Below are 25,738 nucleotides of genomic sequence, written 5' to 3' on the forward strand. Positions count from 1 at the left end.
CGATCACGAGCAACCGCGACGACGTCCTCACGGAACTCGCGGGGATAGGGCTTGGGCATGATGACATCCTCCCAGCGGCACCTCTCGGCACCACAGATCAGTTGTCACCTATACGTTCAGCAGACCCGCATGGGCCGGTGCCGCAGTATTCGCGCCCCTGAATTGTTCGCTTCGCCCCTGAAATATTCGCGGAGTCCGTGCGTCCATTTGGGATCAGGAGCGCTTACTCCGGGACTTCGGGTGAAGCGTCCTACCGCCTTCGCTGCGATTGCGGTATACCGACGCAGTGAAGGCGAGGTGGTCGATCATAGCTTGGCGCGCTCTCGTTGCATCCCGGTCGCGGACGGCGTCGAGAATCTCCCGGTGCTGGTGTTCAGTTGCCCGCACATAGTCCGAGGGAAACTCCACCCCCTCGATCTCCAGTTCGACCCCGTGAAGTGCCTCCACGACTGAACCCATCAATGCATTGCCGGTGGACTTCGCTAGGAGAATGTGGAACGCGGTGTGCATCACATCGGCGGCCATTGGGTCGAGAGAAGGATTGGCCGCTGCGGCAATGCTCTCCTCCATCTGGGTGATCTCGTCGTCCGAGTGCCGGGTAGCCGCCATCTCGGCCGAGGGCAGCTCCAGCAGCTCCCGCACCTCGATCATCTCCTCGAGCGAGACAACGCCGAGACGCATGACCGCATCAACAGCAGCGCGAAGGCGATCGCTGAGCTCTGTCGCGCTGAGAGCTTGGACGAACGTCCCCCCTCGCGCTCCCGGTGACTTACGGACGAGGCCCTCGTCGGCGAGGCTTCGGAGCGCCTCGCGCACGGTTGCTCGGCTGACTCCGAAGCTTGCTGCCAAGTCGATCTCGTTCGGCAACCGGCTACCCTCGGCGAAGATGCCATCGAGTATCGCAGCGCGCAACTGCGTTTCCACCTGTTGACGTGGCCGAAGCACGCGGGAGGGCTCGAACGACATCAAACCTATGCATCCTCTCGACCGGCCGCGATCTCCGCGCACAGAGTGCCGAGGTAAGGCGGTGTTCCGTTGTGCCAATAAAAGTCGAACAATCGACCGTTCATCGAAGCGTTCAACTCCAACATAAGCACACATCGGGGCTTGGGTGCACTCATCCGACGGCTTCTTCGTACAGCTCGCGCGAAATGTACGACTTGCAACTATCGGATTATTGTCCGACAATGGCACGGCAATGATTCGCACCTGAATGTACCGATGTATGCGGAGGATCGATGGAGATCAGGCTGGCGGGCTCAGGCCCGATCCGAGTAATCGCCCTACACGGCTGGATGGCCACGTCAAGCTCTTGGGACGACGTTGTGCAATGGTTGGATCCTTCCGTGTATACCGTTGGGCTTTTCGACGCGCGGGGTTACGGCGCTCGTCTGCGTGAGCGGGGCGAGTACTCGATCTCGGAATATGCCGATGACGTCCGCGTGGCGGCGGATCAGCTCGGTTGGGACCGGTTTGACCTCCTCGGCCACAGCATGGGCGGCAAAGCTGCGATGCTTGCCTTCAGTCGGCTCCGCACCCGTGTTGAACGGCTCGTCGGGGTGGCTCCGGTCCCTCCTATCAGCTTGCCTTTCGACAAGGCAACCCGCGAACTGTTCGAAGGTTCGATCTCTGACCCTGCGCTGCGCGCCATGCTCGTTCGCAACGACACAGCAGAAAGGTACGGGAACGGGGTCACCGGGGTGTTAGCGGCGTCTTCTCTCCGAGCCTCGCACCCGTCGGCTGCTCACGCTTACCTGGCCTCCTGGTGCGACAACGATTTCAGCGCGGAGATGCGGAGCGCCAACCGGCCAGTTCTCTTCGCAGTCGGGGCGCAAGATCGGGCGATCACGAAGGACTTGCTGACAGACGCCTGCCTGCCGTTCTTCCCCGGCTCGCGGATTGAGACGATCGAGGCCAGCTCCCACTTCGCGCTTTCAGAGGCGCCGATGACGCTGGCGGACACGATTGATCGGTTCCTCCGCCGGCCAGTACGCGAGTGAAGAAGCGTCCGGCGGGTGACGCTTTTGCCGGCTGAGTCAGCAGTGCGGAGCCATACCTGATCGAAAGGTTGTGGGCATCCGGTGCCGCGGAGCTCCTCACTGAATTCAGTCGAGACTGGTAGGTTCGCTTGAGGTCTCGTTGGGCTGAAGAGGAAGCTGCGGGCGTTGTGGCTGGGAGGAGGATCCAGTGATTGCCGCTACCGTCGGCAACGCTATCTCGCCGCCGGGCTACCGCTGCGGAGGACGAGCTGGCTCTGCCCGGGCCGGAGCGGCAGGATTCTGCAGGATGCGGCCTCGGCAGCTGTCCGTCGAGGGGCGACGCGCGGGGAGGATGTGGACGACGCGCTGCGCTCCGAGCGTAAACACGCGATCGTTTGGCATGGCCCTCCATGATGTCAGATGGTGGGTCAGAGCATCGAGCCGCCGCCGTCGATCAGGTAGTTGACGCCGGTGATCCAGGACGCATCGTCCGAGGCGAGGAAGAGAGCGAGGTAGGCGACGTCGACCGGCTCGCCGAGTCGTCCGAGGACGACGTGCTCGAGCGCGATGCGCCGCGCTGTGGGGTTTTCCAGCTGTTTCGCGGTGGCGGGCTGAGGACGATGCCGGGAGAGATCGACACCGCACGGATGCCGAACTCGCCGCCCTCGATCGCGAGTTCGCGGGTGAACGACGAAACCGCGGCCTTCGCCGCGGCGTGCGCGCCTGCGGGAAGACCGTGCACGACGCGATGGCCGTTGAGCGAGGCGGTATTCACGATGACGCCCTTGCCTGCCCTCTTGAGGTGGGGCCAGGCGGCGCGGCTCATGTGGAAGACGCTATCCAACTCGTTCGAGATCGTGAAACGCCAGTCGGCGTCGGTGAGTCGGTCGATGGGCCTCGCTCAGCATCCGCAGCGCGCGCTGACGGAACTCGTCCGGATACGGTCCTGGCATAACTCCATCCTCCAAAAGGAAGGGACGGAACGAAACTCAGGGCGAATCAGGACATTGATCTGAGCGAATCCTCGTGAAACCGGGGTTCGAGATCGAGCCGGATGTCGGGCGTACGGGTTCATCCCACCGTCACCGCCACCGTCGAAGCCCCGCGAACCCCTGGAAACACTGGGATCGCGGGGCTTCTCTTTGATCCGGAACCAGTTCCTGGGTAAGAAACGGGCAAAACCGTCCTCCGGCGTGGGCTCGAGGCGCGCCGACGTGCCCGCATGAATCCGGGTCTTCCGTCCGGAGCCCCTCCTAGGGTTCGCTGCGTCGTGCATCCTGCTGGGTGACTGCCTGGACGCGGCGGTCAAGATCGTCGAGCTCGGCCATGACGTCGGAGGCTGCCCAGACCCGGTTCTTCCTCCGGTCGGTGAGGCCGCGCGGGGCCACTGCGGTCCCGTGTCCCCGTCGCGCACAACCACAACGTTGTCTCTTCAAATTCGTGCTTAGCTGGTTTGACACACGTTTCCTCGGGAAGGTCGTGCTTAGCACGACGGTGCGGGCGCTGGTGCCGAGTCGGCTGAGCGCCGGCTCACAGCTGGAGCGTGAGTCCTGCCGTCAGGCGGTGGCTGGTCCTGCTAGTGAGTGCAGCGTCATCCGCAGGTCGCGCAGCTGACGAGGATCGACGACACCGAACAGCGCCTGTTCGGCAAGCGTGACATCTGCCCGCGCGGCGTCGTGCAGCGAGATGCCGGCCGGGGTTGCGACGACGACGTTGTTCCGGCGGTCCGTGGGATCGGGCTCTCGGCGCAGCAAGTCGCGGGATTGCAGTTGATCGACCAGCGTGACGACTTGGCTCGGATCCAAGCGGAGGAATTCAGCGAGCTCGCGCTGGGTCGGACGCAGCCCGTCGGCCACGATCGCCAACACCGAGAACTGCCGCACTTTGAGCCCGTGCGGCGCGAGCGCGTCGTGCGCCGCGGCCAACGACAAGGCATTGGCGCGGGCGAGGAGGAAGCTCAGGTCAGTGCCGACGCGTGATTCCCAGAGGCGAGCGGGATCGCGCTGGGGGGTGCCGTCCGCTGTGCTCACCGAACGAGTCTATTCGCATCCCCGAAACAATTGACAGTTTCAATAATTGCAACCTACGATCGTCGGTGCGAGAGCAGAGTCGACGCATGAGAGAGGGAGCACCGATGAGCCTCACCGGCAAAGTCGCCATCGTCACCGGTTCCGGACGCGGTCTCGGCCTGGCCTACGCGCAGGAGCTCGCCCGGCACGGCGCGTCCGTCGTCGTCAACGACGTCGACGCGGCCACCGCGGAGCAGGCGGTGAAGACCATCACGGACGCCGGCGGCACCGCGATCGCCGTCGTCGCCCCCGTCGGGCCCACCGAGACGGCGAAGCGGCTCGTGCAGACCGCGGTCGAGACCTACGGTCGGCTCGACATCCTGGTCACCAACGCAGGGGTGCTGCGCGACACGGTGCTGTGGAAGATGAGCGACGACGACTTCGACACCGTGATCGGCGTGCACCTGCGCGGCACGTTCACCTGTGTGCGGGAGGCGGCGACCTACATGCGCGAGAACCAGATCGCGGGCCGCATCATCGCGATCGGCTCCCCGACCGGGCAGCGCGGCAACTTCGGGCAGACCAACTACGCCGCCGCCAAGGCCGGCATCGTCGGCATGGTGCGCACCTGGGCCCTCGAGCTGAGGAAGGCGGAGATCACTGTGAACGCGGTGATCCCGGTCGCCGCGACCGCGATGACGGCCACCGTCCCCTATTTCGCCGCCGCCGTCGAGGCCGAGGCGAACGGTGAGCCGATGCCGGCGTTCTTCCGTCACGATCTCGGGTTCGGCACGTCCGACGACGTCGCGCCGCTGATCGCCTATCTCGCCTCGGATGCCGCGGCGAGCGTGACCGGGCAGGCCATCGGCGTGGGCGGCGACCGCATCCAGCTCTGGTCGCACCCCGAGGCCGTCGTGACCGCATATCACGACGGCGGCTGGTCTGCCACGGCGCTCGAGGCGGAGTTCCCCGAGCTCGTCGGCGCGCACCAGCAGTCGGTCGGCGAGCGCTTCCCGCCGCTGCCGGAAGAGCTGGCGCGGTGACCACGCGCTACGAGCCCGCCATCGACCTCGAGGCGATCGAGGCGATCGACGTGCACGTGCACGTCGAGGTCGACGCGCACGGACACTCCTCGCTCCCGCCCGACCTGACCGAGGCTGCGGCGACGTACTTCAGCGCCGACATCGACAAGCCAGACATCGACGGGGTCGCCGCGTACTACCGCGAGCGCCGCACGGCGGCGGTCGTGTTCACGGTCGACTCCGAGACGAACCTGGGTCATCCGCCGATCTCGAACGAGGAGATCGCCGCGGGCGCCGCCCGCAACAACGACGTGCTCATCCCCTTCGGCTCGGTCGACCCGAACCGGCCCGACGCCCTCGACCGTGCGAAGCGCCTGATCGAGGAGAACGGTGTGCGCGGGTTCAAGTTCCACCCGACCGTGCAGGGCTTCGATCCGAGCGACCAGCGCTTCTTCCCGCTGTACGAGCTGCTGCAGGACGCGGGCGTGATCGCCCTGTTCCACACCGGGCAGACCGGCATCGGGGCGGGGATGCCGGGAGGTCGCGGCCTCCGGCTGGCGCTGTCGAACCCGATGCTCCTCGACGAGGTGGCCGCCCGCTTCGGGCAGCTGCAGATCATCATGGCCCACCCCTCGGTGCCGTGGCAGGACGAGGCGCTGAGCGTCGCGACCCACAAGCACAACACCTGGATCGACCTGTCGGGATGGAGCCCGAAGTACTTTCCGGATTCGCTGGTGCGCGCTGCCAACTCGTATCTCACACGGCGGGTACTGTTCGGCTCCGACTTCCCGCTGCTGACCCCGGACCGCTGGCGGCGCGACGCCGACGCCGCGGCCCTGTTCAGGCCTGAGGCGCTGCCCGGCATCCTGAAAGACAACGCCGCGCGCCTGTTCGGGCTGGTCTGAGCCATGACGTCGCCCGCGTCCGCGATCGGTCTCGACCCGTACAGGTCCGCGGCCACGCACCTCCGCGACATTCCCACCGAAGGAGACATCCCATGAGCACCGTCGCCCCCTATGCGAAGCTGCCCTCGTACGTCGGCACCCAGATCGGTCCCTCCGAGTGGATCGAGGTCACGCAGGAGCGGATCGACACGTTCGCGGACGCCGCCGACGACCACCAGTGGATCCACGATCCGGAGCGCGCGAAAGAGGGTCCGTTCGGCGCTCCCATCGCGCACGGTTTCCTCACGCTGTCGCTGCTGATCCCGCTGCAGACGGCGGTGTTCGACATCGACGGCGCGACCACGAAGGTGAACTATGGTCTCGACAAGGTGCGGTTCATCTCGCCCGTGACGGTCGGCTCGCGCATCCGTCTGGTCGGCACGATCGCCGAGGTCGCCGAGGTGCCCGGCGGCTACCAGCTGGCACTCGATGCGACGATCGAGATCGAGGGCGGCGCCAAGCCCGCCGTGGTGGCGCGCAGCCTGCAGCGTTTCTACGCCTGACCACCCCGACCCGCGCCGGATGAGACCTCGACGAAGAGGGAGCAGCAACGATGCACAACCATGGACTGGGCTCATGGATGAGCAAGCGCCGGCTGAAGTCGCCGGACAAGACCGCGCTGATCCTCGGCGACGGCGACACGCTCACCTACCGCGAGATGGCAGACCGGGTCGACCAGATCTCCGCGCTGCTGGCGGCGCGCGGCATCGGCAAGGGGGACGCGGTCGCCTATCTGGGTGAGAACAGTCCCGACTTCCTGCAGACGCTGTTCGCGTGCGCCCAGCTGGGCGCGGTGTTCGTGCCGGTGAACACGCGGTTCGCGCCGCCGGAGGTGACGTACGTGCTGACCGACTCGGGCGCGCGTGCCCTGATCCATGACGTGGAGCTCGCCGACCGGGTCGCCGATGGCGTCGAGGCCGCCCGCATCCCGCATGTGCTGCTCACCGGGGACGGCACCGACCGCATCCCGGGCCTGAACCAGCTGGGGCCCGCCGCACCGGGCGGGCACGCGGATGCCGATGTCTCCCTCGACGATCCGGTCGCGATCGTCTACACCTCGGGCACCACCGGCAAGCCCAAGGGGGCGTTGCTCAGCCACGGCAACCTCACCTGGTGCGCCATGAACTGCATCGTCGACTACGACGTCGTCTCCGCCGACGTGGCCCTCATGATCTCGCCGCTGTTCCACGTCGCGTCGCTGGGGATGGGCGCGATGCCGGTGGTCATGACCGGCGGGACGATGGTGCTGGAGAAGGGCTTCGAGGCGGGCCGGGCGCTCGAGCTGATCGAACGGCACCGGGTGACGATGCTCTCGGGCGTGCCGACCACATACCAGCTCATGGCCGACCATCCGGCGTGGCCGAGCACCGACCTGTCGAGCCTGCACAAGCTCACCTGCGGCGGTTCCGCGGTGCCCACCCGCATCCTGAACGCCTACGAGGAACGCGGACTGCACTTCTCGCAGGGGTACGGGATGACCGAGACCTCGCCGGGCGCGACCGCGCTCTCGCCCGACATGACCCGTGCCAAGCAGGGCAGCGTAGGACTGCCGCACTTCTTCACCGACGTGCGCATCGCCGACGAGGAGGGCCGCGTGGTGCCGCGCGGCACCGTGGGCGAGATCGAGATCTCGGGCCCCAACGTGTTCCTCGGCTACCACGGGATGCCGGAGGCGACCGCTGCATCCTTCACCGACGACGGGTGGTTCCGCTCCGGCGACCTCGGCTATCTCGACGAGGACGGCTACCTCTACATCTCCGACCGGCTGAAGGACATGATCATCTCCGGCGGGGAGAACATCTATCCCGCCGAGGTCGAGAGCCTCATCGGCGACATCGAGGCGATCTCCGGCGTCGCGGTGATCGGCGTCCCCGACGAGCGCTGGGGAGAAGTGCCCTGGGCGGTCGTGACGGTTCGAGACGGCGCCGAGGTCACGACCGAGCAGGTGCGCGCGCGCCTCGACGGTGTGCTGGCCCGCTACAAGCTGCCCAAGAACGTGATCGTCGTCGAGGAGCTCCCGCGCACCGCCAGCGGCAAGATCCGCAAACCCGATCTGCGCACTCGCTTCGGCAGGACGGTCTGACGCGGCTGTCACGATCCCGACGCACCATCATCGCGTCGTAGCGAGTGTCCGCCGCGGAGATCACGCGGCCATCGGCCGAGTGGACGACGGCCGAGGCCGATATCGCTAGCTCATCCAGTCGCCGGCCGCCGGAACGTGCTTGAACACCAGGCGGGTATGGGTTCCCGCGACGGCGGGGTCCGAGGTGACGCAGTCGAGCACGAAATCGGAGAGCGCAGCCGGGCTGGCGGCGGCGATGTGCACGAGATAGTCGTCGTCGCCCGCCATCAGCGCCACGGAGATCACCCCCGGCAGCCCCAGCATCTTCTTCAGAAAGCGATCGTTCTCCGCCCGCGTGTGGACCTTCAACTGGACCGACAGCATCGCCTGCATGGGGCGTCCGAGCATGCCGGAGTCGATGTCGGCGTGGAATCCGCGCACGATGCGGGTCTCGACGAGACGACGCACCCGGAGCAGGCATGTCGAGGCGGGGATGCCGACCTCCGCGGCGATGTCCTTGTTCGTCGCGCGACCGTTCCGGCGGAGGATCGCGAGGATCTTCCGATCGATGTCGTCGATCCGCACCTCGGGAACGATATTCGGCATTCGAGGCCCCCACTCCTGTTCGTGCTGAACATCATGCGGTCTACAGGGTTGTTTTCGCAAATTATGCATCGGATACGTGTCTGAAACATTGCGTCTTCAGGATCATGGCCGTTCGTCGAATCGATCGCATCCGAAAGGCTCCACCCCATGTCCCTCGCCCCCGGCTCGCCCTCCACCGTCTACCTCGACGGTGCCACGCTCACCGTCGAGGACGTCGTCACCGTCGCGTACGGCGCGCCTGGCGCACCGTACGTCGCGATGACCGACGCCGCGCGCGAGACGACCGTGACCGTGCGGCGCTACGTGGAGGAGAACTGGCTCTCGCCCGACGCAGGACCCATCTACGGCATCAACACCGGACTCGGGCGCCTCATGGACGTCCGCGTGCCCGTGGCGGAGCTCGACCGCTTCCAGCGCCTCATCATCAACGCCCACTCGGCCGGCATCGGGGAGCCGATGCAGGAGCACGAGGTGCGTGCGCTCCTGCTGCTGCGGGTCAACGCCCTGTCGAAGGGTCACTCGGGCATTCGCATCGAGTGCCTCGACCGACTGCTCGCGATGCTCAACCTCGGCGTGCTTCCCGTCATCCCCTGGCAGGGCTCGGTCGGCGCCTCGGGCGACCTGGCACCTCTTGCGCACATGGTGAGCGTGATGATCGGCCACGAGAAGGCCGAGGCCCGCTACCGCGGCGAGCGGATGCCGGCACGCGACGCCCTCGTGGCCGCCGGCCTCGAGCCCGACTTCGCGCTCGCCCCCAAGGACGTGCTCGCGATGATCAACGGCTCGACGATCTCGCTGGCCAGCGCGATCCTGTCGCTCGCCGATGCCGAGCTCCTCGCTCGCACGGCCGACGTCGCCCATGCGCTCTCGCTCGAAGCGGTGCGCGGCGAGAAGGCCGCGTACGACTCCCGCATCCACGCGGCGCGCAACGCCGAAGGCCAGCTCGAGTCGTCGGAGAACACCCGGAGGCTGATCGCCGGATCCACCCTGACCACGGAGGACGCCCGGAGGGTCAAGCTGCCCGATGAGAACCGGCCGGGCGACGCCTACAAGCCGCGCGTGCAGGACGCGTACTCGTTCCGCTGCGCCCCGCAGGTGCACGGCGCGGCCCGCGAGGGGCTCCGCTTCGCGCGGATGCTGCTCACGCGGGAGGCCAACTCGGCCACCGACAACCCCCTGATCTTCGCGAACGACGCAGGCGGCTACGACGTCGTGTCGGGCGGGAACTTCCACGGCGAGCCCATCGGCTACGCCGCGGACCTCATCGCGATCGCCGCGAGCGAGCTCGGCGCGATCAGCGAGCGGCGCTCGTTCCGTCTCACCGATCCGAACCTCAGCTACGGTCTGCCGCTCAACCTCGTCGGCGGCCAGCTGGGTCTGAACACCGGATTCTCGATCGTGCACTGCAGCGCCTCGGCGATCGCGAGCGAGAACAAGCTCCTGAGCATGCCCAGCGTCATCGACTCCATCCCCGGCAAGGCCAACCAGGAGGATCACGTGAGCATGTGCACGTACTCCGCCCGCAAGGCCCGCCAGGTGATCGCGAACGTGCAGGCGATCCTGGGCGTCGAGTTCATCCTCGCCGCCCAGGGCATCGACCTGGCCGCTCCTCATCTCGCCGGCTTCGCGCTCGGCGAGGGCACGAAGGCCGCCTACGACCGCGTGCGCGAGACGATCCCGCAGACCAAGGAGGACGTCTACCAGTCCGAGTGGATGTACGCCGCCCAGGCGCTCGTCAAGAGCGGAACCGTGCCGGCGGCCGTCGCGACGGCGATCGGAGCCCTCCGATGAGCCCGCGCCTCGTGCGCGGCGACGTCGTGACACCCACCGCTGTCCTGCGGGACGGCGGCCTGGTCGTCGACGGCGAGAACATCGTCGAGACGCTCGCCGCACGCGAGGCGCAGCAGGCGTCCGCGGTGATGCCCGTCGACGACCACCGGGGTGCCGTGCTGTTCCCCGGAGTCGTCGACGCGCACGTGCACTCGTACAGCGATCCGGGGGAGACGTTCGGCGCGGCGACGCGGTCGGCGGCCGCCGGCGGCGTGACCACGATCATCGACATGCCCTACGACGCGTTCCAGCCCGTCAACACGCGCGAGCTCCTCGAGCAGAAGGCCGAGCGCATCGCCGAGCTCGCCGTCGTCGACGTCGCGCTGCACGGCACCGTCGCACCCGGCACCCGCGGCGTGGAGGTCGCGGCCATGGTGGACGCCGGAGCGTGCGGGTTCAAGGTCTCCATGTTCAACACGGATCCGTTCCGCTTTCCGCGCATCGACAACGCGGAGCTGCGCGACATCCTTCTCGCCGGCCGCGAGGCGGGCGTGACGATCGGCGTGCACGCGGAGGACGGCGAGATCATCGGCGCGCTCGTCGCCGCGGCGATCGCCGCGGGACGCACCTCGCCGATCGACCACTGCCGCAGCCGGCCCACCGAGTCCGAGACCATCGCGGTCGCCGCCGGGGCCTACCTCGCCGCCGCCACGGGGGCACGCTTCCACGTCTTCCACGCTTCGACGCCCGAGACCGCCGCGGTGCTCGTCGCAGCTCGTGCCGCGGGCGCGGACGTCACGAGCGAGACGTGCCCGCACTATCTCGTCGTCGACGAGACCGACATGGCGCGACTCGGCGCGCGGGGCAAGATCAACCCGCCGCTGCGCGCCCCCGCACAGGTGGCCCGCAACTGGGAGCTGCTCGCCGAGGGCGGCTTCGACATGGTCACGAGCGACCATGCGCCCTGGGCGATCGAGCGCAAGTCGAAGGCCGTGATCTTCGACAACGCTTCCGGCGCGCCCGGCGTGCAGACGCTCGCGCCCCTGATTCTCGGCGAGGGCTGGCTCGGCGGACGCATGGGGCTGTTGCGCTGCGCTCAGGTCCTCGCCGAGAACCCCGCCTCCCGGTTCAACCTGGGACACCGCAAGGGCCGCCTCGCAGCGGGGTTCGATGCCGACTACGTCGTGTTCGACCCGCGAGGCCGTACGGTGATCCGCGCCGAGGAGCAGCTCTCGACGGCGGGCTGGACGCCGTACGAAGGCGTCGAGCTGGCCGGCTCCATCGTCGAGACGGTCGTACGCGGGCGCGCGGTATACCGCGCGGGGGCGGTGGTCGCGCCCGCCGGCGCCGGCAGCTATGTCGCGGGGCGGGTGGTCTGATGGACCAGTCGTGCCGTTCCTTCCTCGACGATCTCGCCCGCGACGGCGAGGTTCTCGATCTCGTGGGGCCTGTCGCGCTCGACTACGAGCTGGCCGCCATGATCGGCCTCGTCGACGCCGGGCCCGCCGTCCGCGTCGCGCGTACCGACGGGTCGGAGTTCCCGGTGTTCGCGAACGTGCTGAACTCCCGCACCCGCATCGCGCGTGCTCTGGGCTGTCTCACCCGGGAGCTGAGCGCGCGCATCGCGCGCGCCACCACGGTCCGCACCCCACCGGTCGTCGTGTCGCACGCGCCGGTGCAGCACACCGTGCTGCGCGCCGAGGACCACGAGGACCTGCTCGCGCTGCTTCCGATCCCGCGTTTCTTCGAACGCGACAGCGGCCGATACCTCACCGCGGGCCTGATCGTCGCGCACGAGCCCTCGACGGGCCACCGCAACGCGTCGTACGCGCGTATCAAGCCGCTCGGCGACAATCGCGCCTTCATCGGGATCGCGCCCAACCACCACCTGATGGCGCTCGCGCAGGAGGCGGCGCGTCAGGGCCGACCGTTGGATGTCGCGATCACGCTCGGCGCGCATCCGGCGATCCAGCTGGCCTCCTGCCTCTACCTCGGGCTCGGCGATGACGAGCTCGACCACGCGGCGGACCTGCTGGGCGAACCCGTGCGCGTCGTCCCCGGGATCACGGTGGACGTGCACGTGCCGGCGGACGCGGAGTTCGCCATCGAGGCCCGGCTGCATCCCGATCGGCCCATCGAGGAAGGCTGGGTGAGCGAATACCACGGGATGTACGAGGACTACGGCGCCGGCCTCGAGGTCGAGATCACCGCGATCACCCACCGGCGGGACGCCAGGTTCCAGGTCATCCTGCCGGGGCTGTTCTCCGAGCATGCACTGCTGGGCGCGCTGCCGATCGGCGCAGGACTGGTCACGGCGCTGCGCGCTGCGCGGATCGATGTCGCCGATCTCGCGGTCACCCGCGCCGGCGGCGGCCGTGTCGACGTCGTCGCGGCCGTGCGGCACCTCAAGCCGGGCGCGGCGAAGCGGGCGTTCTTCGCCTGCTGGTCCGCGGTCAGCATGATCAAGCAGATCACGCTGGTCGACGACGACATCGACGTCTGGGACGACGAGCACGTGCACTGGGCGCGCACGGCGCGCATGCGCTGGGACGAGGACGTGCTGATCGTGCCCGATGTCATCACCGACCGCAACGAGCCCATGAACGTCGGCGGGCTCGTGACGAAGATCGGCATGGACGCGACGTGCCGGCCGGACCGTCGGCGCACGGGGTGGCATCTCGCGCTGCCGCCCGCGGATGCGGTGCGCGCCGCCGCGCGCCGCCTGTCGGCGGAGCATCCCGGCGTCGTCCTCGACCCGGGCATCGGCCTCGCTCCGCTGCTGGAGCGGTCATGACCGCCGAGCTGCGCTCGCCGCAGGCCGATCGCCTGCGGGAGGACTGGGAGGCGCTTGCCCGGATCCGCGACGACGGTCTCGCGGGCTGGACGCGGCAGACGTTCTCCGAGCCCGAGCGGGACAGCCGGGAATGGGTGGCCGGGCTGATGCGCCGCGCCGGCCTCGCGACGCGCGTCGATCCGATCGGCAACGTCATCGGGGAGCTCGCGGGCACCGACCCGAACGCTGCGGCGATCGTGATCGGCTCGCACACCGACACCGTCGCCGGCGGCGGCCGGTTCGACGGCGTGATCGGGGTGCTGGGCGCGATCGAGGTCGTCCGTCTCCTCGCCGAGTCGGGCATCCGGCTGCGGCACCCGCTGCGCGTCGTCGACTACTACAACGAGGAGCCGAACCGTTTCGGGCTGAGCTGCATCGGCTCGCGCGCTCTCGCCGGGAACCTCCGGCCGGAGCACCTGTCGCTCGTGGACGACGAGGGCGTCACGCTCGCTGACGCGCTCGTCGCCGACGGCCGCGCGCCCGATCGGGTCCGCGAGTGCGCATGGGCGCCCCGCGAGGTCGCGGCATCCCTCGAGCTGCACATCGAGCAGGGGCCTGTCCTCGAGAGCGAGGGAGCCTCACTCGGCGTCGTGACGGCGATCGCCGGAATCGCCCGGCTGCGGGCGCGGTTCTCGGGCCGCCGGGACCATGCCGGCACCATGCCCATGGACCGGCGTCACGACGCGAGCTGCTCGGCGGCCGGCGCCGTGCTCGCGATCGAGCGCATCGCCGCCGCCGGTGCCGGCGCCGTCGGCACCGTGGGAGAGATCCGACTCACCCCCGAGGCGACCAACGTGGTGACCGCGGATGCGCTGGTGACCGCCGAGTTCCGCAGCTCCGACCCGCGCTGGTTCGCCCAGGCACGTGCCGCTCTCGATGACGCGGTCGCCGAGGAGTCCGCACGACGCGGGGTCGCGGGTGCGGTGGACTGGTTGCCCCCCGAGCCTCCGACAGCCATGGACACGGCGGTGTCGGCCGTCCTCGCCGACGGCATCGGACTGCTGGGGCACGAGGCGCGCCGGCTGTATTCCGGCGCCGGTCACGACGCCGTGCAACTGGCTCGTCTCGCACCGGCCGGGATGATCTTCACCCCCTCGCAGGACGGGCGCAGCCATGCGCCCGAGGAATGGACCGACCTCGCGGACGTGGCGCTGGGCGTGCACGCGCTCGGTCAGGGCGTCGTGCTGCTCGACGAACGGAGCGACCGTTGACCCGGCGGCCGATCGTGGTCGTCGCGATCACGGGAGCGAGCGGCGCGATGGTCGGCGTGCGCTGTCTCCGGATCCTGCGGGAGCTCGACGAGCACGACGTGCACCTGATCATCACGCCCGCCGGCAGGCTGACGATCGAGCAGGAGACGGACATCCCGCTGCACGATGTGCAGTCGCTCGCGCACGTCGTGCACAAGCACTCGCACATCGGCGCGTCCATCGCCTCCGGGTCGACGCCGGTCGCGGCGATGGTGGTCACCCCGTGCTCGATCCACTCGCTCAGCGCGATCGCGCACGGCATCACCGACGACCTCGTCTCGCGCGCCGCCGACGTCTGCCTCAAGGAGGGTCGGCCGCTGCTGCTGCTCGTGCGCGAGAGCCCGGTGCACAGCGGTCACCTCGAGTCGATGCGGCGGGTCGCCGATCTGGGCGGCGTCATCGCGTTCCCTGTCCCCGCCTTCTACCAGCGGCCGGCGTCCGTCGCCGAGATCGTCGACGACATCGCGCACCGGACGCTCGCGCGGGTCGGCATCCACGGCGCGCGACGCGAGCCGTGGCCCGGCGTGCCCGCCGAGCGCACCGCCACGACGGCGCTCGGGGAATCTTCCGGGACGCGACGGCAGGGAGTCGCCGCTGTTGAACAACATTCATCCATAGACCCCGGAGTTGCATCGTAGCCCGTCGACACGTGTCGGAAACACGGAAAACGCACGATGGGCTTCGGCAGCCCCAACCGCCCAACCTCTACCTAGGAGACGTCATGAAGTACCGCATCACCATGCGGCGCTCGCGCCTTGCAGCCGTCGCGGTGACCACCGCGGCGGTGATCGCGCTCGCGGGTTGCTCCAGCACGACCACGTCCAGCTCCGACGCATCCTCCGCGATCCCGGACAAGCCCGACTCCCTCACGATCAACGTGTTCTCGGGGGCGTTCGAGGACAACATGGAGAAGTACGTCGTCGAACCCTTCGAGGCCGACACCGGGATCACCGTGAACATGGTGACGACGGCCCCGCCCTTGGCCACGCTCGAGGCGGAAGGCGACTCGCCCGAGATCGACATCTACGTCGCGGGCGACCCGCAGCGACTGCTCGCCGAGCAGGCGGGCGTGCTCCAGCCCTACGACCCCGACGTGGTGACCAACGCGGCCGACCTGTTCGACGTGGCGAAGAAGTCCGACTCCGCGGTGGTCATGAACTACGCCTCCCAGGGCCTCGTCTACGACACGACGAAGATCACCACGGCGCCGACGAGCTGGTTCGACCTGTTCGACCTGGACCTGCCGAACGAGGTCGTGGTGCGATCCCCCGATGCGCAGAACACCGTCAGCTGGCTCTCGCTGATGGCGTACACGCTCAACGGCGCGTGGCCGACGCAGCTCAGCGACTACGACGAGGTTCTCGACGAGGTCAAGACCGAGCTCAAGCCGAACCTCTACTCGGCCGCGAGCAGCTCCGGCGACCTCGCCACGGCCATGACGAGCGGCGCCGCGGCGCTGGGCGTGTGGCAGGACAGCCAGGTCATCGCCGCGAACGCCGACGGCTCGACGCTCGCCTACGCCGCGCCCGAGGAGGGATCGATCCCCGTCGCGACGATGATCGCGCTCACGAACACCCCGAACAAGTACTGGGCCGAGGTGCTCATGAACTACATGCTCGACCCGGTCGCGCAGGCCGGCTGGGCGAGCAACGGCGGCTACGGGCCGTCGAACTCGACCGCGGTCGTCAGCGACGAGCTCGCCGCGCAGATCACCTACGGACCGGACGAGGTCAACGCGCTCGTCCAGATCCCGTGGGAGCAGATCGTGCCGCTCGAGACCGACCTCATCGCGAAGTTCAACGAGGCGATCGGCTGACCGCAGCCGCCCCCGCGCCGAGCATCCGCACGAGAGAACAGGACAGAAGATGACGACCACGGCATCCGCGCCTCCCGCCGCGTCCGTCGAGACGCCCCGCCGCGGCGAGCGCATCGAGCTCACCGACGTGACGGTCGCCTACGGATCGTCTCGGGTCGTCGACGGCCTCTCTCTCACCATCGGGGCCGGGGAGTTCTTCACGCTCCTCGGCCCCAGCGGCTGCGGGAAGACCACGACACTGCGACTCGTCGCGGGCCTGCTCGGCACGAGCACCGGCAGCGTCCGCATCGGCGACCGCGACGTCACCCGCGTGCCGGTGCATCGGCGCGGTATCGCGATGGTGTTCCAGAACTATGCGCTCATGCCACACCTCACCGTGCGGCAGAACGTCGGCTACGGCCTGCGGATGCGCGGAATCCGCAGGCGCGAGCGCGACCGGCAGTCCGATGCCGCCCTCGAGCGCGTCGGCCTGACCGGCTTCGGCGACCGTTACCCCGCGCAGCTCAGCGGCGGCCAGCAGCAGCGCGTCGGACTCGCCCGCGCCGTCGCCGTGCGCTCATCGATCATGCTGCTCGACGAGCCGCTCTCCAATCTGGACACGACCCTGCGCCAGCAGATGTGCGGCGAGCTGCGCGACCTGCAGCGCGACCTCGGGGTCACGATCCTCTACGTCACCCACGACCGGTCGGAGGCGCTCGCCATGTCCGACCGCATCGGCGTCATGTCGGCCGGGCGGGTGCTGGAGATCGGGACGCCGAGCGAGCTGTACCAGCGGCCGCAGCACGCGCAGACCGCGCGCCTGCTCGGCGACGTGAACGAGTTCGACGCGATCGGCGCCGGCGACGCGGTCATCGCCGCCAGCGGACACCGGCTGCCGGTCGGTGTGCCGGCGGATGCCGCAACGATCCGCATCGGCGTACGGCCGGAGCACGTTCTCGTCGGGGAGCTCCCCGACGGCGCCGTCGCGCTCGACGGCCTCGTGGCGCATGTCGAGTTCGGCGGCACGCATCTGTCGGTCACCGCCGAGGTCGACGGCCTCGGCGCACCGATCGCCGCCCGGCTGGCGGTCGACGCCCCGACACGGCCGGCCGTCGGCCAGCGGACGCGATTGGGCTGGCACGCATCCGACACCCTCGTGTTCCGGGACGCCGAATGAGCACCGCCACCCGCCCCGTCACGGCGATCTCGCGCTGGTGGCTGCTCACCTCGAGCCCGTTCTTCCTGCTGTTCTGGGTGGCGATCGGATGGATCGTCGCGGTCAGCGTGTTCACGCCGAGCCTGTTCACGCTGTACGACCCGACCGTCACCTTCGACAACTATCTCCGGGTCTTCATCGACTCGATCTACTACGGCGTGCTCCTGAACACGGTGTGGATGGCCATCGTCGGATCGGCGATCGCGGTGGTCATCGGATACCCGCTCGCACTGCACATCTCGCGGGCGTCGGGGCGGACGCGCGACGTCTACATGGGCATCGTCATCACGGTGCTGCTGGTCGCGTTCATCATCAAGCTGTACGCCTGGCAGATCCTGTTCGACGAGTCGAGTCCGCTCTCGGCCTTCCTCTCGCTGTTCGGCGCGCCCGACTCGATCCTGGGCACGAAGGCGGGCGTCATCGTGGGGCTCGTGTACGCCTCGCTGCCGTACACCGTGCTGTCCCTCTCGGCATCCGTCGATCAGGTTCCCCGTCCGGTCGAGGAGGCCGCCGCCGTCTTCGGGGCCTCCCCGGCACGCGCGTTCCGCACGGTCATCCTGCCGATGACGTCGTCGGGCATGGCGACCGCTCTCATCTTCGCGATCCCGCTCAATCTCTCGGCGTTCCTGGCGCCGCTCCTGCTCGGCCGAGGGAAGGTCCAGATGACCGCTCTGCAGATCTACACGAACTCCGCCGGCGGCGGCACCAGCGCGAACTGGCCCATGGCCGCGGCGCTGTCGATCACGCTGCTCGTGATGTGCGTCGTCTTCACTCTGGTCGCGCTGCAGCTGGTGCAGCGCGCCGGCGCGCGAGGCCGCGCATGAGCCCCGCGGGCGGCACCCGCGCCGGCCGCATCCTGCGCAGCGTCCCCGCCTACCTCGTGATCGTGTTCCTGGTCGCGCCCCTGGTCGTCGTCGCCGCCACGAGCTTCACCTCGGGGGCTCTCGTGGAGTTCCCGCCGCGCGGGTTCAGCCTGCGCTGGTACGTCACCGCCTTCGGCGAGGAGCAGTTCCTCGAGGGTCTCGCGCACAGTGCGTGGCTCGCCGCGATCTCGACCGCGTTCGCCCTCGTGATCGGCTACGTCGCCGCCCTGGCCATCACCCGCAACCCCCGCGGCGCACGCCTGGTCAACGTCATCGCGCTCGGCCCGCTGTTCGTGTCGAGCGCCGTGCTCGGTCTCGCATTCCTCATCATCCTGAGCAAGATCGGCATGCTCGGGAACCCGTTCGGGGTGCTGGTCGCGTACATCGTCATCACGCTGCCGTTCACGACCCGGATGATCGCCGGCGTGCTCGCCGGACAAGGGACGGACGCCGAGATCGCCGCCCGCGTCTACGGCGCCGGCCGTCTCCGGGCCATCATGGGCGTGACCATCCCGTTGTCCGCACAGGGCGTGTTCACCGCCGCCGTCTACTCGTTCGTCCACGCCTTCGACGAGTCGGTCATCATCAACTTCATCGGATCGGTCCGCTACCAGACCTTCCCCGGTGTCATGATCGCCCGGCTGCGGGAGACCTTCGACCCCGTCGCGAGCGTGTACTCGACCCTCATCCTCGCCGTCACGATCGTCGTCGTGGTGCTCGCTGCGCGGCTGTTCGGCCTCGACCGGCTGAGCGGCGGCGTCGGCGGGCGCGACAACTGACCATCACCGAACCCCATGAAGGAGCACCACCGCATGAATCCGAGACAGCGCGCATGAACCGCGCTCTCCGTCTCAGCCTGACCGGCACCGAGCTGGCCGTCACGATCGACCTGCTCACCGAGCAGAACCCCGCGACGTGCGAGCTGGTGTGGGACACGCTGCCGCTCGAATCGATCATCGGCCACGTCGTCGTCTCGGGCGGCGGCCTGTGGATCCCCACCCGTCGCATCTACGTCGGCCCGCGCGTCGCGGTGCGGCGCCGACCGGGCAGCGTATACTTCTACCCGCCCATGCAGAGCATCTGCATCACCTACGGCGCGGTGTCCGAGAGCGCGTTCGTCAACGAGTTCGCGCGGGTGCGCGAGAACGACCTCGCCACGCTCGCGGAGATCGGCAAGCACGTCTGGGACACGACGATCATCGAGCCGCACCGTCGCACGGTGCGCGTCCTCGTCGACCGCGTCGAGGCCACGGCGGTCGCGGCATGAGCTCGTTCAGCGACCTGCGCCAGGACCTGCGCGCGCAGACAGAGCGGATCTGGCTCGACGAGCCCGCCGAGATCACGCTCGTGCGGCACGGCATCGCGATCGGCGGGGGCGGCAGCAACGGCCAGTACTTCGCGAACCTCGTCCATCTGGAGGCCTTCGCGATGATCCTCGGGCCGCACGTCATGTACCGGCTGCTGCTGCTGGCGGAGGACGAGAAGATCGACCTCTACGCGCTGCGCGAGACGACGCTCACGCTGTTCGAGCGCCCCTTCGACCACTTCGAGTTCTTCGGCGACCTGGGCCTGCCCACCCTGCACGCGCTGGGAGAGCGCTACCTGGACGAGATCCGCACGATCGAGTCACGCGATGCCTACCGCGAGCTCACCGGAGACTTCGTCACGTACTTCAACCGCATGTTCCGTTGGATCCACGGGCTGTTCCCGTGGAACCTCGCCGCCGTGTTCCCGAAGCAGACCGGCGCCGACGTGGCTGCGCTGGTCCGCGCGATCGAGGAGGTGTCCCGATGACCCGCAGCGTCCGCGTGAGAGTGCCCGACACCGATCTCGCCGTGACCGTCGACCTCCTCGACGAGGTCAACCCGGAGTCGGTCGCGGCACTCTGGAGGGCGCTCCCGATCGAGAGCTCGCTGGGTCACACCGTCGTCTCCGGCGGCGGCATCTGGGTGCCCACGACGATCGTGCACCTCGGGCAGACCGTTCCCCGGCGGCGCACCATCGGCAGCGTCTACCTCTACGGTCCGATGCAGATCGTCGCGCTGACGTACGGGCAGATCTCCGAGAGCGCCTTCGTCAACGAGGTGGGCCGGGTGCGCGAGCAGGATCTCGACACGCTGACCCGCATCGGTCAGCTGGTCTGGCACAACACCATCGCGTCGGGCGAGAGCCGCCTCACGCCCGTCGTCATCGAGGAGGTGGGCGAATGAGCGCCGTGTCAGACCTCATCGCCGACATCGACGCCGAGACACGTCGTGTCTGGAGCGAGGAGCCGTACGAGATCACGCTCGTCCGCCGCAGCGTGACCCTGACCGGCGCCGGCAGCGAGGGTCAGTACTTCTCCGTGCTCGTGCATCTGGAGTCGTTCCTGATGCTGCTCGGACCCCACGGGATCTACCGCATCCTGCTGCTCAGCCAGGATCCGGATTTCGGGACGTACGAGCTGCGTCAGGCGATGATCGGCCTGCTGAAGCGACCGTTCGACCAGTTCGAGTTCCTGGGCGATCTGGGTCTCGCCTCGACGCACCGGCTCGGCATCCGCTACCTGGCGGCGCTGGAGACGGTCGACCGGGACGAGTTCGTCGCCCTCACCGGCGCCTTCCTCAGCTACTTCAACCGGATGTACCAGTGGGTTCATCTCGTGTTCCCGTGGTGGCTCGGGGACCGGTTCCCGAAGGTCGCCCCCGACGCCACGACCGAGATCGCGGCCGCCGCGGCGCTCTGGCGTCGCGACAACCCGGGGATGTGATGGACACCCTGGCGAGCGCGACGGCCGCCCGTCGCGTCGGCGAGCTGCGGGTGCCGGAGCTGGATCTCGCCGTGCACTTCGTGCTGCACGACGACGTCAATGCCGAGACGGCGGATGCGGTGTGGAACGCGCTGCCGTTCGAGACCGTGATCGGTCACCAGGTGATCGCCGGCGGCGGCCTCTGGGTCATCACGCGGCTCACCTACCTCGGCTCCCGCGCCGCTGTCCGCCGCACGCCGGGCAGCGTCTACTTCTACCCCCTCATCCACAGTCTCAACCTCACCTACGACGACGTGCGGGAGACCGCCTTCGTCAACGAGTTCGCGCGCGTGCCGGACGACGAGCTGCCGATCCTCGCCCGGATCGGTCGACACGTCTGGACGCGCACCGTGCTCACCCAGGCGACTCAGCCGGTGCGGGTCGTCGTGCGGCGGGCGGTGGAGGCGGCATGATCTCCCGTGACACGCGACGACTCTGCGACGAGATCGACCGGGAGCTCGACCGGATCTGGCTCGACGAGCCCGCCGAGATCACGCTGCTGCGCGGCGGGATCAGCACGGGAACCGGTGGAACCGATGCGCAGCTCTTCTCGGTGCTCGTGCACCTCGAAGGGATGCTCACGCTCCTGGGCCCTCATCTGCTGTTCCGGCTCCTGCTGCTGTCGCAGACGGAGGACGTCGACGCGAAGGCTCTGCGCGCCACCGTGAACGCGCTTCTGCGCGAACCGTTCGATCAGTTCACGTTCCTCGGCGATCTCGGTCTCGGCGAGGTGCGCGAGCTCGGTCATCGGTACCTGGACGGCATCGCGGCGTCGACGACCCGGGAGGAGTTCCAGGCGCTCACGACGAGCTTCACCGCCTACCTGAATCGGATGTTCCGTTGGATGTACGGCATCTTCCCGTGGGGCCTGGGGGCCGTCTTCCCGCAGCGCTCCCCGGGCGACATCGCGCGACTCGCGGCCGCTCTCGGCGCCGCGGGCCCTCGTGCCGACTAGCGGGGCAGCCGGCGCCCGTCAGCGATCGGGACCCGCCGCATGGCGGGTCCCGCGGCGGCGTTCACGTCCACGCGGCGGATGACGGCCGCGACCGTGCGAGCGAAGCTTGACCCAGTCGCGACGAGGCGGCGCCGAACGAAGGAGTTCTCATGATCGATGCCGAGCAGCTGCGCCATCCGCCCTTCGACCTCGAGCTCGCCGCCGCGCTGGACGCGCTCGCCGGGGTCTTCCCGACCACGCTCACCCCCGACATGATCCCCGCGTTGCGGAACGCGGCCCTCCCCGGTCTCCCGACGCCGGCCGAGGCCCTCGATCAGGCGGCCCTGGAGGCGCGAGACGTCACGATCGCCGGCTACGGCGGTGACGACATCGTCGTGAGCGTGGTGCAGGCCAGAGGCCGCGTCGGCACGGGGCCCGGCATCTACCACACGCACGGGGGCGGCATGATCCTGGGCGACCGCTGGTCGGGCGTCGCCGCGTTCGCCGAGTGGGTCCATCGGTACAACGCGGTCGTCGTGACGGTGGAGTATCGGCTGGCACCCGAGCATCCCGACCCCGTTCCCGTGGAGGACTGCTACGCGGGTCTGCTCTGGACGGCGGAGAACGCCGACGGGCTGGGCATCGAGCCCGGCCGGCTGCTGATCGCCGGCGGCAGCGCGGGAGGCGGTCTCGCCGCCGGCACCGCTCTGCTCGCGCGCGACCGGCAGGGTCCCGCGCTGATCGGGCAGCTGCTGATGTATCCGATGCTCGACGACCGGGACGCCACGGTGTCCACGTTGCAGATCGACGGGGTCGGGGTGTGGGACCGGGGCAGCAACATCACGGGCTGGAGCGCCCTGCTCGGCGAGCGCAGGGGCACCGACGACGTCTCCATCTACGCGGCGCCGGCCCGGGCCGCCGATCTCAGCGGTCTGCCGCCGGCGTTCATCGACTGCGGCAGCTCCGAGGTGTTCCGCGACGAGGACGTCGCGTATGCGACCGCGATCTGGGCCGCCGGCGGTCAGGCGGAGCTGCACGTGTGGCCGGGCGGTTTCCACGGCTTCGAGGGCTTCGCCCCGCAGGCTGTGCTCTCGCAGCAGATGGTCGCCGCGCGCGACAACTGGGTGGCCCGCATCCTGGGATGATCCCTCCGCCCGGCGAGGCCGGACGGCATAGGATGGGCCGCACAGCGATGGAGCCCAGATGCAGGAACTCGCCGGACGCCTGACCGCTCTCGACGCGGACGCGAGCGCGTCGCTCAAGGTCATCTCGTACTTCGACGCCCTCGTGGCCGGCGGCGCCGGGATCGAGTCGTTGGTGCGTGCGGCCGTGGTGCTGACCGGTGTCGCGGCGGGAGCGGAGACCTCCGGTCGGGTGACCAGGGTCGACGCGAACGGCCGGCGTGGCGACGACGGCGACCGCGGCGACTGGCCGTCGTCGGAGGTCGGCGGACGCACCGTCTGGATCGAGCGGGTCGGCGAGGCGCACGCCAACGACGCGATGGTGCTCGACAGGCTCTCGCTCGCGGTCATGATCGCGGACGCCCGCCGCGGGGTGCCCGAGGCGGGCGCGGTCGAGATCGTGCTGGATGCCGGCCGGCCGGCATCCGAGCGTGCGACGGCGCTCGCACGCCTGCCGTTGGAGGCGGCAGGGCCGGTGCGTGTGATCGCGCAGCAGCCCGACATGCCCGTTGCGGGCCCCTCGGCGCTCGTCGCCGACGCCCGCGGACTGGTCCGAGCCGTGCTCATGACGCCGTCCCACGCCCCGGGCGCGGGCCCCGCGGGCTACGCGCTCGCGTCGTCGGCCGACGTCCTCCCGCAGGCGTGGGAAGACGCGCGTCTCGCTCTGCGTCTCGCCGACCGCCGGCATCCGGTCGTCTGCGCGGACGATCTCGGCGCCCTGATCGTGGTGGCGCGGTCGTTCGACCCCCGACAGTCGCAGCATCCCGACGTCGGGGTGCTGCTCGCCCTCGACGAGCGCACGCGTGAGCTGCTCGACGAGCTCGTCGAGGCCGACAGCGTGCGCGCGGCGGCCGGGGCTCTGGGCCTGCACCACAGCACCCTGCAGGCGCGTCACGAATCGCTCACCCGACAGCTCGGCTACGACCCGCGGTCGGGGCTGGGGCGCACGCGCTACGAGACCGCGCGGCTGCTCGCCCGGCTCGTTTGACCGGTCGGCCGTCTACGTGGCGAGATTCCTGTCGCGGAGCGAGTGTCGGCGGGCAGCGCTCATGGAGGATCGGTCATGCTCGCTGCGGTCCGGCCACGTCGAGGCCCGCCAAGGCCGGAAAGGCGTGCAGAAGCTCCAGGGCAGCGATGGTCTGCTGCGTGCGGTCGAAGGTGGACCGGCCCAGGAGCTCCTCCGCCCGCTTCACCCGGTAGGCGACGGTCGTCGTCGCCACGTGCGTGGCCTGCGCTGCGACCTGGCGGCTTCGGCCGCCGAGCAGGAAGTGGCGGAGGGTTTCACGGATCGCCTCGGACATCGGATCCGGCCCGAGCAGTCCTGCCAGCTCGCGGTGCACGAATTCTCGAGCCTGCTGCCGGTCGGCGATGAGCAGCGCGACGTAGCTGACGTCCTCGTACCGAAGGACGTCCGGGGGCTCGCGCATCGCGAGTCCGACGACGCGCGTCCGCCGCGCCGCCGTTGTGCTCGCGGCGAAGCCGGCTACGCCGGCGATGACCGGCCCCAGTGCCAGCCGCATCCGCGCCGGCCGAGCTGCGTCGACCGCGGCGAGGTCGAACTGGCCGGCACGGGCGAACGACCAGTGGAACTCGACGTGATCGCCGCGCTCGATGACGAGCCAGGAGGCTCCGAGCTGCCGAGCGACCCGTTCGCCGAAGCGGTAGGCGCTGTCCTCGGAGTGGAAGACCCGGTTGCCGCCAGACGACCACGCCATCGCGGCCACGTGGTGATGCTCCCAGGTGATGCCGAGGAGGGATTCTGCGTTCGCCGGGGGTTCGATGCCGTCGAGGACCGCGTCGACGATGCGGCGCCGCTCGACGAGGAGACGGCTCTCGCTCTCGAGCCGTTCGTGCGCGTACGTCGCGCTGATATCCGTGACATAGCGATCGATGAACACGGCCAGCATCGCCACGAGGTCCCGGACCTCATCGACCACGGAAGTCGGCGCGATGGATGCCGCGATCCGTTCCAGCAGCAACTGCTCCACGGCCGCGTGGCACGCCCAGACGATCCGCAGCAGGTTCTCGAGCGGGATGCTCGCCCGTGCGGCGACCCGAGCGTCGTCGAGCGCGGCCTCCGGAGTGATGACATCACCGCTCTGGTCGGCGAGTCCGACGAGAGTGGTGAGCAGGCACTCTTCGCACCCGCGCGCTCCAGCGATCTCCATCGCCCCGGCCGGATCGGTGCGTTCCACGGTGAGGTGTGCGACCACGCTCGCCGTCACCTCCGCAGCCCACGCCACGGCATCCGCGCCGACCCGGCTCTGCGCATGAGAACGGAGCTCGTCGGATGCGGTCGAGGCGACGGGTCCAGTCGGCGCGAGAGTCTCCAGCCACTGACGCATGGTTCTCCTCGATCCGAGCCTGTCGCGACGCGACAAATACTCTAGGACGCTTTCTTCTCCGGGCAGGAGCGAGCGCTGTCTTGTCGCGGGAAAACTATCGTCGGCATCATCGCCCGCGATGCCTTGTCTCGGCGCCATGGT

The 25,738-nt window shown here is 69.2% G+C and carries 27 protein-coding genes and 1 pseudogene; 22 read left to right on the forward strand and 6 right to left on the reverse strand.

Translation table 11 applies throughout. The features are described from left to right. Window positions 1-213 precede the first annotated feature (213 nt). Window positions 214-966, reverse strand: coding sequence for a FadR/GntR family transcriptional regulator (locus QM626_RS13430; RefSeq protein WP_415077462.1), 753 nt, complete (start codon window positions 964-966; stop codon window positions 214-216). A 272-nt stretch (window positions 967-1,238) separates the two neighbouring features. On the opposite strand from QM626_RS13430, the gene QM626_RS13435 reads away from it, so the two are divergent. Beyond that, window positions 1,239-2,000 (forward strand): alpha/beta fold hydrolase, encoded by a 762-nt coding sequence (locus tag QM626_RS13435; protein ID WP_415077463.1) that lies wholly within the window; start codon window positions 1,239-1,241, stop codon window positions 1,998-2,000. A 407-nt stretch (window positions 2,001-2,407) separates the two neighbouring features. Here the strand turns inward: QM626_RS13435 and QM626_RS13440 are convergent, their stop codons facing one another. The 3 genes and pseudogenes from QM626_RS13440 to QM626_RS13450 form a co-directional block, all read right to left on the reverse strand. Continuing rightward, complete coding sequence (locus QM626_RS13440; protein ID WP_415077553.1) at window positions 2,408-2,572, reverse strand: SDR family oxidoreductase; 165 nt, start codon at window positions 2,570-2,572, stop codon at window positions 2,408-2,410. A gap of 20 nt (window positions 2,573-2,592) precedes the next feature. Beyond that, a pseudogene (locus QM626_RS13445) lies at window positions 2,593-2,871 on the reverse strand (SDR family NAD(P)-dependent oxidoreductase); the annotation flags it as partial. Between the two features lie 664 nt (window positions 2,872-3,535). Further along, a complete protein-coding gene (locus QM626_RS13450; RefSeq protein ID WP_415077464.1) occupies window positions 3,536-4,009 on the reverse strand; it encodes a MarR family winged helix-turn-helix transcriptional regulator in 474 nt (157 codons plus the stop codon). Between the two features lie 104 nt (window positions 4,010-4,113). Between QM626_RS13450 and QM626_RS13455 the strand changes: the two genes are divergently transcribed. The 4 genes from QM626_RS13455 (at window position 4,114) to menE (ending at window position 8,037) form a co-directional block, all read left to right on the forward strand. Beyond that, complete coding sequence (locus QM626_RS13455) at window positions 4,114-5,031, forward strand: SDR family NAD(P)-dependent oxidoreductase (protein WP_415077554.1); 918 nt, start codon at window positions 4,114-4,116, stop codon at window positions 5,029-5,031. Continuing rightward, on the forward strand, window positions 5,028-5,915 hold the full coding sequence (locus tag QM626_RS13460; RefSeq protein ID WP_415077465.1) for an amidohydrolase family protein: 888 nt from the start codon (window positions 5,028-5,030) through the stop codon (window positions 5,913-5,915). Before QM626_RS13455 ends, QM626_RS13460 begins: the two co-directional genes overlap by 4 nt. 92 nt (window positions 5,916-6,007) lie before the next feature. Then, on the forward strand, window positions 6,008-6,457 hold the full coding sequence (locus QM626_RS13465; RefSeq protein ID WP_415077466.1) for a MaoC family dehydratase: 450 nt from the start codon (window positions 6,008-6,010) through the stop codon (window positions 6,455-6,457). A 50-nt stretch (window positions 6,458-6,507) separates the two neighbouring features. Next, window positions 6,508-8,037, forward strand: coding sequence for an o-succinylbenzoate--CoA ligase (gene menE / locus QM626_RS13470; protein WP_415077467.1), 1,530 nt, complete (start codon window positions 6,508-6,510; stop codon window positions 8,035-8,037). Window positions 8,038-8,142: 105 nt separating this feature from the next. On the opposite strand, the gene QM626_RS13475 is transcribed toward menE, so the two are convergent. Then, window positions 8,143-8,601, reverse strand: a complete 459-nt coding sequence (locus QM626_RS13475; protein ID WP_415077468.1) for an Lrp/AsnC family transcriptional regulator — start codon at window positions 8,599-8,601, stop codon at window positions 8,143-8,145. Window positions 8,602-8,769: 168 nt separating this feature from the next. Here QM626_RS13475 and QM626_RS13480 point away from each other — a divergent pair, with 168 nt between their 5' ends. The 17 genes from QM626_RS13480 (at window position 8,770) to QM626_RS13560 (ending at window position 24,240) form a co-directional block, all read left to right on the forward strand. Next, the gene (locus tag QM626_RS13480) at window positions 8,770-10,413 is read left to right on the forward strand and encodes an HAL/PAL/TAL family ammonia-lyase (protein WP_415077469.1); all 1,644 of its coding nucleotides are present in this window, start codon (window positions 8,770-8,772) and stop codon (window positions 10,411-10,413) included. Further along, window positions 10,410-11,771 (forward strand): dihydroorotase, encoded by a 1,362-nt coding sequence (locus QM626_RS13485; protein WP_415077470.1) that lies wholly within the window; start codon window positions 10,410-10,412, stop codon window positions 11,769-11,771. Before QM626_RS13480 ends, QM626_RS13485 begins: the two co-directional genes overlap by 4 nt. Continuing rightward, complete coding sequence (locus tag QM626_RS13490) at window positions 11,771-13,186, forward strand: UbiD family decarboxylase domain-containing protein (protein ID WP_415077471.1); 1,416 nt, start codon at window positions 11,771-11,773, stop codon at window positions 13,184-13,186. Before QM626_RS13485 ends, QM626_RS13490 begins: the two co-directional genes overlap by 1 nt. After that, window positions 13,183-14,436 carry a M20 family metallo-hydrolase gene (locus QM626_RS13495; RefSeq protein ID WP_415077472.1) on the forward strand — a complete coding sequence of 418 codons (1,254 nt, stop codon included), beginning with the start codon at window positions 13,183-13,185 and terminating at the stop codon, window positions 14,434-14,436. Before QM626_RS13490 ends, QM626_RS13495 begins: the two co-directional genes overlap by 4 nt. Continuing rightward, window positions 14,433-15,113, forward strand: coding sequence for a UbiX family flavin prenyltransferase (locus QM626_RS13500; protein ID WP_415077473.1), 681 nt, complete (start codon window positions 14,433-14,435; stop codon window positions 15,111-15,113). Before QM626_RS13495 ends, QM626_RS13500 begins: the two co-directional genes overlap by 4 nt. Before the next feature lie 83 nt (window positions 15,114-15,196). Next, window positions 15,197-16,291, forward strand: coding sequence for an extracellular solute-binding protein (locus QM626_RS13505; RefSeq protein WP_415077474.1), 1,095 nt, complete (start codon window positions 15,197-15,199; stop codon window positions 16,289-16,291). 49 nt (window positions 16,292-16,340) lie between these two features. Then, entirely contained in the window at window positions 16,341-17,447 is a 1,107-nt protein-coding gene (locus QM626_RS13510; RefSeq protein ID WP_415077475.1) for an ABC transporter ATP-binding protein, read from the forward strand. Further along, on the forward strand, window positions 17,444-18,310 hold the full coding sequence (locus QM626_RS13515) for an ABC transporter permease (RefSeq protein ID WP_415077476.1): 867 nt from the start codon (window positions 17,444-17,446) through the stop codon (window positions 18,308-18,310). Before QM626_RS13510 ends, QM626_RS13515 begins: the two co-directional genes overlap by 4 nt. Continuing rightward, window positions 18,307-19,128, forward strand: coding sequence for an ABC transporter permease (locus QM626_RS13520; RefSeq protein ID WP_415077477.1), 822 nt, complete (start codon window positions 18,307-18,309; stop codon window positions 19,126-19,128). The genes QM626_RS13515 and QM626_RS13520 overlap by 4 nt, the downstream gene beginning before the upstream one ends. A 53-nt stretch (window positions 19,129-19,181) precedes the next feature. Beyond that, the gene (locus QM626_RS13525; protein ID WP_415077478.1) at window positions 19,182-19,616 is read left to right on the forward strand and encodes a DUF3830 family protein; all 435 of its coding nucleotides are present in this window, start codon (window positions 19,182-19,184) and stop codon (window positions 19,614-19,616) included. Then, the gene (locus QM626_RS13530; RefSeq protein WP_415077479.1) at window positions 19,613-20,143 is read left to right on the forward strand and encodes a hypothetical protein; all 531 of its coding nucleotides are present in this window, start codon (window positions 19,613-19,615) and stop codon (window positions 20,141-20,143) included. The genes QM626_RS13525 and QM626_RS13530 overlap by 4 nt, the downstream gene beginning before the upstream one ends. Further along, window positions 20,140-20,559, forward strand: a complete 420-nt coding sequence (locus QM626_RS13535; protein ID WP_415077480.1) for a DUF3830 family protein — start codon at window positions 20,140-20,142, stop codon at window positions 20,557-20,559. Before QM626_RS13530 ends, QM626_RS13535 begins: the two co-directional genes overlap by 4 nt. Continuing rightward, window positions 20,556-21,098, forward strand: a complete 543-nt coding sequence (locus tag QM626_RS13540) for a hypothetical protein (RefSeq protein WP_415077481.1) — start codon at window positions 20,556-20,558, stop codon at window positions 21,096-21,098. The genes QM626_RS13535 and QM626_RS13540 overlap by 4 nt, the downstream gene beginning before the upstream one ends. Beyond that, window positions 21,098-21,550: a hypothetical protein gene (locus tag QM626_RS13545; RefSeq protein WP_415077482.1), complete on the forward strand. Its 453-nt coding sequence runs from the start codon at window positions 21,098-21,100 to the stop codon at window positions 21,548-21,550. Before QM626_RS13540 ends, QM626_RS13545 begins: the two co-directional genes overlap by 1 nt. Next, complete coding sequence (locus tag QM626_RS13550) at window positions 21,547-22,092, forward strand: hypothetical protein (protein WP_415077483.1); 546 nt, start codon at window positions 21,547-21,549, stop codon at window positions 22,090-22,092. Before QM626_RS13545 ends, QM626_RS13550 begins: the two co-directional genes overlap by 4 nt. 149 nt (window positions 22,093-22,241) lie before the next feature. Beyond that, on the forward strand, window positions 22,242-23,216 hold the full coding sequence (locus QM626_RS13555) for an alpha/beta hydrolase (RefSeq protein WP_415077484.1): 975 nt from the start codon (window positions 22,242-22,244) through the stop codon (window positions 23,214-23,216). A gap of 58 nt (window positions 23,217-23,274) precedes the next feature. Continuing rightward, on the forward strand, window positions 23,275-24,240 hold the full coding sequence (locus QM626_RS13560) for a hypothetical protein (RefSeq protein WP_415077485.1): 966 nt from the start codon (window positions 23,275-23,277) through the stop codon (window positions 24,238-24,240). Window positions 24,241-24,313: 73 nt separating this feature from the next. Here QM626_RS13560 and QM626_RS13565 read toward each other — a convergent pair whose 3' ends face one another. Continuing rightward, window positions 24,314-25,597, reverse strand: coding sequence for a PucR family transcriptional regulator (locus QM626_RS13565; protein WP_415077486.1), 1,284 nt, complete (start codon window positions 25,595-25,597; stop codon window positions 24,314-24,316). Between the last annotated feature and the right edge of the window lie 141 nt (window positions 25,598-25,738).

This window comes from Microbacterium sp., assembly GCF_047606385.1.
GTDB lineage: Bacteria > Actinomycetota > Actinomycetes > Actinomycetales > Microbacteriaceae > Microbacterium.